The organism is Sulfitobacter sp. HI0027, assembly GCF_001634775.1.
Lineage (GTDB): Bacteria > Pseudomonadota > Alphaproteobacteria > Rhodobacterales > Rhodobacteraceae > Sulfitobacter.
This window is the reverse complement of the sequence record NZ_LWER01000021.1, coordinates 1-3,150: the sequence shown is the minus strand read 5'-3', so window position 1 is coordinate 3,150 and position 3,150 is coordinate 1. Positions and strand designations below refer to the sequence as shown.

The 3,150-nt window shown below is 63.5% G+C and carries 4 protein-coding genes; 3 read left to right on the top strand and 1 reads right to left on the bottom strand.

Translation table 11 applies throughout. The features are described 5' to 3' along the window. The coding region (gene murJ, locus A3722_RS01555; protein WP_201721937.1) for a murein biosynthesis integral membrane protein MurJ at nucleotides 1–943 on the top strand (943 nt) is incomplete at its 5' end. Here murJ and A3722_RS01550 read toward each other — a convergent pair. Further along, the gene (locus tag A3722_RS01550) at nucleotides 940–1,626 is read right to left on the bottom strand and encodes a rhomboid family intramembrane serine protease (protein WP_067623770.1); all 687 of its coding nucleotides are present in this window, start codon (nucleotides 1,624–1,626) and stop codon (nucleotides 940–942) included. The two genes, murJ and A3722_RS01550, sit on opposite strands and share 4 nt — an antisense overlap. A gap of 75 nt (nucleotides 1,627–1,701) precedes the next feature. On the opposite strand from A3722_RS01550, the gene trpS reads away from it, so the two are divergent. Both trpS and A3722_RS01540 read left to right on the top strand, forming a co-directional pair. After that, on the top strand, nucleotides 1,702–2,718 hold the full coding sequence (gene trpS, locus A3722_RS01545; protein ID WP_067623768.1) for a tryptophan--tRNA ligase: 1,017 nt from the start codon (nucleotides 1,702–1,704) through the stop codon (nucleotides 2,716–2,718). 105 nt (nucleotides 2,719–2,823) lie between these two features. After that, a partial coding sequence (locus A3722_RS01540) for a VOC family protein (protein WP_236627315.1) occupies nucleotides 2,824–3,150 on the top strand: 327 nt, incomplete at its 3' end.

The window sequence follows — 3,150 nt, the reverse complement described above, 5'->3', positions numbered from 1 at the left end:
GCTTGCCCTGACTTGGCGCGCCGCGGCCCAAGCGGGCTATCCGCTGCGCCCCTCCCGCCCGCGCTGGACCCCCGACATGCGCGCGATGATCGTCATCGCCCTGCCCGCCGCGCTGGCCTCGGGCGTGATGCAGATCAACCTCGTGGTGGGGCAACTGGTCGCCAGCCAATATGACAAGGCCGTCTCATGGCTTTTCGCCGCCGACCGCCTTTATCAACTGCCCTTAGGCGTGGTGGGTATCGCTGTGGGCATCGTGCTACTGCCCGACCTTTCGCGCCGCCTGCGCGCCGGGGACAACGACGGCGCGCAAACTGCGCTTAGCCGCGCCGCCGAGATTTCGCTGGCCTTGACGATCCCTTCGGCAGTGGCGCTGATGGTGGTGCCCTTCGCATTGGTTACCGTATTGTTCCAACGCGGCGCCTCGGGCGTTGATGACACCGCAGCGATTGCCACAGCGGTGATGATCTACGGCCTCGGCCTGCCATCCTTCGTGCTGCAAAAGATCCTGCAACCGGTCTATTTCGCACGCGAAGATACCCGCCGCCCCTTCTACTTTGCTGTGGTCGCCATGGTCGTCAATGCGGCCCTCGCGGTTGGTCTTGCCCCCTTCATCGGCTGGATCGCCCCTGCTGTTGCAACCACGCTGGCGGGCTGGACGATGTTTGCCTGCCTCGCCATCGGCGCGCGGCGGTTTGGCGATGCGGCCAAGTTCGACGCGCGGTTCCACAAGCGTATCTGGCGCATTCTCATGGCCTCCGCCGCGATGGGCGTCGCCCTTTGGCTGGGCAATGCAGCCCTGCAACCGATGCTGGGCCTGCCATGGTGGCGTGGTCTGGCGCTCGTGCTGCTGATCGCCATCGGCGCGATCAGCTACTTTGGCATCGGCCAGTTGATCGGCGCCTTCCGCTTGTCCGAGTTCAAACGCGCGGTTCGGCGCGGTTAACGCTGCTGCAACCGCGCCCTCAGTCGCGCCCATTCACCGGGCGCGACCAAGAAGCTCAGACCGAAGCCGCAGAAGAACCCGGCCAACTCGGCGACCCACAAAAAGCCGGTCTCAAAAAAGATGCCCCAGAAAAGCTGTAGCCCCATCAGCAGGGCGATCAGCGTGAACGCCTGATACTGCGGCCCGCCTGAGCCAAGCAGCCGCCGCCACATCACAAAACTATAGCCGCCGATCAACCCATAGACATTGGGATAGGCCCCGGCGAGCCAAACCGGATCGTTTAACAGCGCCCCATAAACCAGCGCCCCGCCGATCCCCGACAGCACAAAGATCACCAGAAAGGCCATCTGCCCCATCGCCTCGGCCACCAACTTGCCCAGCGCCAACAACAGCACGACGGCAAAGATCGCATGGGTAAAGCCCAGATGAATGAACGGATAGGTCACCACCCGCCAGATGTGCTCAATCGGGTACTGGCCCGCCCCGATCATCGCGTCAAAGATCAGCCCCGAAAAGCCAAAGTCGCGCACCAGCGCCAGCCGCCAGCCTACGGCAGCGGGGCCACCGACCAGCCCAGCCTCGGCCAAGGACAACACCACCTCAACGCCAGTAATGGCCAAAAACAGCACGATAACAGCTGGCGGCAGTGGGTTCACAGGGGGTTGGAAATCAGGGTCTTGCATGGGCGCTCCTTGACGGGGTTCGCGGCCAGAAGTAAGCCTGCCGCGCAAGACTTTCCAGCCCAGAGGTGCCGCCCGATGTCCGAGACCCAATTCACCCCGCGCGTGTTTTCCGGCATTCAGCCCTCGGGCGACCTGCATCTGGGCAACTACCTGGGCGCGCTCAAACGCTTTGCAGATGCTCAGGAACAGGGCGTTCAGTCGATCTATTGCATGGTCGACCTGCACGCGATCACGGTCCCGCAGAAGCCCGAAGACCTCAAACGCAGCACCCGCGAACTCTGCGCCGGCTTCATCGCTTCGGGCATCGACCCGGAAAAGTCCATCCTGATCAACCAAAGCCAAGTGCCCGAACACGCGCAACTGGCTTGGATTTTCAACTGCGTCGCCCGCATGGGCTGGATGGGCCGCATGACCCAGTGGAAGGACAAGGCCGGTAAGAACGCCGAGGCCGCGTCCCTCGGTCTTTTCGCCTACCCCGCACTGATGGCCGCCGACATCCTGATCTACCACGCCACCCATGTGCCGGTAGGCGAGGACCAGAAACAGCACCTTGAATTGACCCGCGACATCGCGGCCAAGTTCAACCACGACTATGGCGTCGATTTCTTCCCCCTCACCGAACCAGTGATCGAAGGCGCGGCCACCCGCGTCATGTCCCTGCGCGACGGGTCCAAGAAAATGTCGAAGTCCGATCCATCCCCTGCCAGCCGCATCAACCTCACCGACGATGCCGACACGATCGCCAAGAAGTTCCGCAAGGCCAAGACCGACCCCGACGCTCTGCCGTCCGAGGCCGAGGGCCTGAAGGACCGCCCCGAAGCGCGCAACCTCGTGAACATCTACGCCGCCCTCAGCGACCAGACCATCGATCAAGTCTTGGCCGAAGTCGGCGGCCAGCAGTTTGGCACTTTCAAACCCGCGCTGGCAGAACTGGCCGTGTCCAAAATGGGCCCGATCACCGCCGAAATGCAGCGCCTGATGGCCGATGAGCCCGAGATCGACCGCATCCTCGCCCGGGGCGCGGAACAGGCCCGCGAAATCACCGCCCCGATCCTCAAACGCACCTATGAGATCGTCGGCATGGTCGGCTGACAGGCCGGGGCTGCGCGAAATGCCGCACAGTCCCCCTGCTCTCCTACGCAATTGCGCCTGCCCCCTCTCGCTGCCATCTTGACTGGAAAGCGAAAGGACCAAGCGATGAACCACGCAACCGTTGGCCATGTACACCTCAAGGTCGCCGACCTTGACCGGGCCATTCATTTTTACGGCGACTTGTTGGGCTTTGCCGTGACTCAACGCTACGGCGATCAGGCTGCGTTTCTGGGCGCGGGCGGCTATCATCACCACATCGGGCTGAACACATGGGAAAGCGCGGGCGCCACACCGCCGCCGCCGGGCCATACCGGCCTCTACCACAGCGCCTTTCTCTACCCTGACCGACAGCAATTGGCGCGCGCCCTGCGCCGGGTGCTTGAGGCTGGCATCACATTGGACGGCGCNGNCGCGCGCCAATTGCTGTCGGTC

Bases quoted from the DNA above. Each gene is read 5' to 3' on its own strand.
- A3722_RS01550 (WP_067623770.1), bottom strand. From the start codon at position 1,626: ATGCAAGACCCTGATTTCCAACCCCCTGTGAACCCACTGCCGCCAGCT.
- trpS (WP_067623768.1), top strand. From the start codon at position 1,702: ATGTCCGAGACCCAATTCACCCCGCGCGTGTTTTCCGGCATTCAGCCC.